Source organism: Paenibacillus forsythiae T98 (genome assembly GCF_000520735.1).
In the GTDB taxonomy this organism is placed as follows: domain Bacteria; phylum Bacillota; class Bacilli; order Paenibacillales; family Paenibacillaceae; genus Paenibacillus_AQ; species Paenibacillus_AQ forsythiae.
Genome location: NZ_ASSC01000049.1, coordinates 1 through 4634 on the forward strand (window position 1 = coordinate 1; position 4634 = coordinate 4634).

Below are 4634 nucleotides of genomic sequence, written 5' to 3' on the forward strand. Positions count from 1 at the left end.
AGGAATACAAGCTGACCGATGGCATTCATTACTCGGCGCTGCGCCGCAATTCGATGGCCTGTGTGTCGCTCCCGACCTGCGGGCTGGCGATGGCCGAGTCCGAGCGTTATTTGCCAACGCTGCTGGACAAGCTGGAGCCGATGCTGGAGGAGGCCGGACTCCGCGACGAGGATATCGTCATCCGCATGACCGGCTGCCCGAACGGCTGCGCCCGGCCGATGCTGGCGGAGCTGTCGTTCATCGGCAAGGCCCCCGGCAAATACAATATGTATTTGGGCGGCGGATTTGCCGGCGAGCGGCTGAACAAGATGTACAAGGAGAACATCGGCGAAGCCGAGATTCTGGAGACCCTGGGGCCGATCTTTAACCGTTATGCGAAGGAACGGGAGAGCGGCGAGCATTTCGGCGACTTCGTCATCCGGGCAGGCTATGTCCCGGAAGTAACCGACGGCCGGAATTTCCATTCCTGAAGGCCTATGGCCGGATTCAAGCTACCGAAATCGGGGTAATGATAAACAGGTGGGAAGTGGAAGGTATCAATTGTCGGCTGGAAAGACATTTGTGTGTAATTCCGAAAGGTAGTTGATTCACCCATGTACTATCTGAAAGGCAGAAGAAGATCTTTGCGAAGATCGATTCTTCGTCGCTGGATTTCAGAAAATTACCCTAGCAAGAGGGTATTAGCATAAATCATTCACTTCTCACCTTGAATGGGGGTGTCCCAAAAGCCATGCATTGGCTGCCTGGAACATCCCTTGTTTTTTTGCACGCCCAAAGCCTCTTGTCTCTTGTCCTACCCACGGCGGTAGGCTCTTTTGTGGAAGGATTCGATGAACCGGAAGAGGGAGCGGCCGTCGTATGAAGCCGGAACTCCGGCCTTCAGCGGCAGCACCATTGCGGTATACGGCTCCGGAACCCAGATATACTGATGGACATACGCTGTCCGGATGAAGCCGCAGCGCTCCCAGAAATGAAACCGTTCCTCATGCACAGCCGTATCCCCGGCCTCTACCTCAATGATTATTGCCGAGATGCCGTGCTCCCTGACCGCCCAATCGCGAATTTTGCCGAGAAAAAGGCTTCCAATACCTTGACCGCGCAAATCCGCCCGGACGGCCATATAGTCGATAATCAGTTTGGTATCCGGTTCAGACCCGGCCAGCCCCGTTACCGCCATCGCTTCCGCCTCGCCCCCGCGCATCAGGATATGCATCACAGCGATTCCCTTCTCCAGCATATTTTTCAGCAGCCCCTCCGGTTTGGCTCCGCTAGGGAAGGCTTGCCGGTAGATCGGCCCGACCCTTTCCCAATATTCGTTGCTCCAATGCGTCAGTGTAACCAATTCCCGCTTCATAAGGGTTGCCTCCGGCTTTAGTGTTGGTCCTTGCCCTATAATTCCCCCGCGCGTCATTGACCATGTTCACGGCATAAAATATGATCTATTTATAACATAACCGAAACAGAAGGAGGAGAAGAGGATGTATAATTCCATAATTTTCGACATAGACGGAACGTTGATTGATACCGAGGAAGCGGTAATCAAGGACTGCAAACGATGCTTGAAACTGACTACGGCAGAGTGTTTGTCGAACAAGGAGGCCGCGTATGAGTAAATTCTGGAGTGAAACGGTAAAGGGTATTACGCCCTATGTGCCCGGAGAACAGCCGGGAGTGGGGCAAGTGATCAAGCTGAACACGAACGAGAACCCCTATCCGCCGTCAGCGCGGGTGCTGGATGCCATGAAAGCCGCCGTTTCCGGAAGGCTCAAGCTGTATCCCGACCCGGAATGCAGGGGACTGCGGGAGGCCGCGGCCGACTACTACCGTCTGCCCATAGAGAATATATTTGCCGGGAACGGCTCCGATGAAATATTGGCTTTTTGCTTCAAGGCATTCTTCAACCCCGGAGAGACCATCCTGTTTCCCGATATTACTTACAGCTTCTATGAAGTGTATGCCGGACTGTTCGATATCCCGTACCGAAAAATCCCGCTGGACGATCATTTCGACATCCCGCTTGCGCCCTTCTTCGAGCAGAACGGCGGCATTCTGATCGCCAATCCGAATGCGCCCACCGGCAAATTCACGTCCCTTGACAGCATCCGGCAAATTCTTGTACATAATCCGGATAAGGTCGTCATTATCGACGAGGCGTATGTCGATTTCGGCGGCGAATCCTGCGTATCGCTCATTCCGGATCATCCGAACCTTCTCGTCGTCCATACGTTCTCCAAGTCGCGTTCGCTCGCCGGGCTGCGCATCGGACTGGCTATGGGGCAGACGGAGCTGATCGAGGGCTTGAACCGGGTGAAGAACAGCTTCAACTCCTACCCGCTGGATGCCGTTGCCCAGGTTGGCGGAGAGCAGTCGCTGCGGGACACGGAGACGTTCGAGCTTAATGTGGGCCGGATCATCAAGACCAGAGAGGATACGGTCAACAGGCTGCGGGAGCTTCAGTTCGACGTATTGGACTCGCGGGCGAATTTTATTTTTGCCACCCACCCCGGGGTTCCGGCGGTAAGGCTGTTCGAGGCGCTCCGGCGGCAGGATATTATCGTCCGCTATTTCGCCAAGCCGCGAATTGACAATTATTTAAGGATCAGCATCGGGACGGATGAGGAGATGGAAGCTCTGTGCCGGGCGCTGGAAGGCATATTGGCGGAACAGACTCGTTGAAGATGCGAAAAAAATTTGCGGCCCTCCGAATAAAACGGCGGGGCCTGCTCATATAGTTGGATTATGGGGAACGCCGCTCGCAGGCTTGAAGAGCAATTGCCGCGGCGAGCAGCAGTGCCTGTAATTGACAGTCGATTTAGGGGCTGTGCCTGGAAAATAAGCTTTCCCGGGCATAGCCTCTTTTGTCTTTCTACTTCTATTTAGAAGCGTGAAGGAGGGGTTCCGGTGATACGTCTTGATGGCGGAAGCCTGACGCTGGAACAGGTCGCACAGGCGATTTACTCCCGGGAGAAGGCGGAGATCCGCGATGGAGCCTGGGGCCGGATCAACACCTCAAGAGCGGTTATCGATTCGATTGTGAAGCAGGGACAGAAGGTTTACGGCGTTACCACAGGCTTTGGGAAATTCAGCGACACGGTCATACCGCCCCAGGACGCCGAGAAGCTGCAAATCCATCTGATCCGCAGCCATGCCTGCGCGGTTGGCGAGCCTCTTCCGCCGGATACGGTTCGGACAATGCTGCTGCTGCGGGCCAACGCGCTGGCCAAGGGATATTCCGGCATTACAGCCGGCACGTTGAAGCTGCTGGTCGATGTGCTGAACGCCGGGATTGTCCCGCTGATTCCCTCCCAGGGGTCGCTTGGGGCAAGCGGCGATCTGGCGCCGCTCTCGCATTTGGCTCTTCCGCTTGTGGGCGAGGGAGAAGCGCTGTATCAGGGAGAGCGGCTACCGGGGGCGGAAGCGCTGCGCCGGGCCGGGCTGAAGCCGGTCACGCTGAAAGCCAAGGAAGGGCTGGCGTTAATCAACGGCACCCAGGCGATGACGGCGATCGGCGTCATCGCCTATCTGGAAGCCGAGCGGCTTGCCCTCCTCGCGGATAGCATTGCGGCGCTGACGATTGAAGCTTTGAGAGGAATTACGGACGTCTTTGCGGCGGATTCTCATCGGGTCAGGCCGTACCCGGAGCAGCGTCTGGTGGCCGGGCGCATTCTGGGCATGCTGAAGGGCAGCTCGCTGACGACTGTACAGGGTGAAATCCGCACGCAGGACGCCTATTCGCTGCGCTGCATTCCGCAGGTGCACGGCGCTGTACAGCAGGTGCTTGGCTACGTGCGGGAGAAGCTGCTGATCGAGATCAATTCGGCCACGGATAACCCGCTTGTGTTCCCGGACTCCGGGCAGGTCATTTCCGGCGGCAACTTTCACGGCCAGCCTATCGCGTTCGCGATGGATTTTCTCGGCATCGGCGTGGCTGAAATCGCCAGCATTTCCGAGCGCCGGATCGAACGGCTCGTTAATCCGCAGCTGAATGATCTCCCGGCCTTCCTGAGCCCCGACCCGGGACTCCAGTCCGGCATGATGATTACCCAATATACCGCAGCCTCCCTCGTCTCGGAGAACAAGACGCTGGCGCATCCCGCAAGCGTGGATTCCATTCCTTCATCCGCGAATCAGGAGGACCATGTGAGCATGGGCACAACGGCGGCGCGGCAAGCGGCCGCTATTGTCGGCAACAGCTACAAGGTGCTGGCGATTGAAGCGATCTGCGCGGCTCAGGCTGCGGAAATCAGGGGGGCCGAGCGGCTCGCCCCGGCGACCCGCAGGCTGCTGGGCCGGATTCGTTCCGTCGTGCCCCCGCTGACGGAGGACCGGTCCATGAGCGGGGATATCGAGCGGCTTGCGCACAGGATGAAGACGGCGGACTGGTCCCTGGAAGATTTGCAGGCATAGCAGTACCCATGCATGAGGTTCACCGCATTGCGGAATATATCGCCGCATCATCTGATTGGTTCCAAATGATGCGAGAAAGGAAGTTCTCAGGATGTCAGACCATGAACGCATCATTCGCGCGCCGCGAGGCCGGAAGCTGAATACGAAGGGCTGGGTGCAGGAGGCGGCGCTGCGGATGCTGATGAACAATTTGGACCCGGATGTGGCGGAGCATCCCGACAAGCTTG

The 4634-nt window shown here is 57.3% G+C and carries 5 protein-coding genes and 1 pseudogene; 5 read left to right on the plus strand and 1 reads right to left on the minus strand.

What is annotated here, in order from left to right; all coding sequences use genetic code 11:
- Positions 1 to 470 (plus strand): annotated as a pseudogene (locus L692_RS27560) (sulfite reductase); the annotation flags it as partial.
- 323 nt (positions 471 to 793) lie between these two features.
- Here the strand turns inward: L692_RS27560 and L692_RS0101875 are convergent.
- Positions 794 to 1354: a GNAT family N-acetyltransferase gene (locus tag L692_RS0101875; RefSeq protein WP_025696689.1), complete on the minus strand. Its 561-nt coding sequence runs from the start codon at positions 1352 to 1354 to the stop codon at positions 794 to 796.
- A 124-nt stretch (positions 1355 to 1478) separates the two neighbouring features.
- Here L692_RS0101875 and L692_RS31595 point away from each other — a divergent pair, with 124 nt between their 5' ends.
- The 4 genes from L692_RS31595 to L692_RS31600 all read left to right on the plus strand — a co-directional run.
- A complete protein-coding gene (locus L692_RS31595) occupies positions 1479 to 1613 on the plus strand; it encodes an HAD hydrolase-like protein (RefSeq protein ID WP_156940277.1) in 135 nt (44 codons plus the stop codon).
- Entirely contained in the window at positions 1606 to 2676 is a 1071-nt protein-coding gene (gene hisC, locus L692_RS0101885) for a histidinol-phosphate transaminase (RefSeq protein ID WP_025696691.1), read from the plus strand. The genes L692_RS31595 and hisC overlap by 8 nt, the downstream gene beginning before the upstream one ends.
- 225 nt (positions 2677 to 2901) lie before the next feature.
- Positions 2902 to 4407, plus strand: a complete 1506-nt coding sequence (gene hutH, locus L692_RS0101890) for a histidine ammonia-lyase (RefSeq protein WP_025696693.1) — start codon at positions 2902 to 2904, stop codon at positions 4405 to 4407.
- A 91-nt stretch (positions 4408 to 4498) separates the two neighbouring features.
- The coding region (locus tag L692_RS31600; RefSeq protein WP_156940278.1) for a hypothetical protein at positions 4499 to 4634 on the plus strand (136 nt) is incomplete at its 3' end.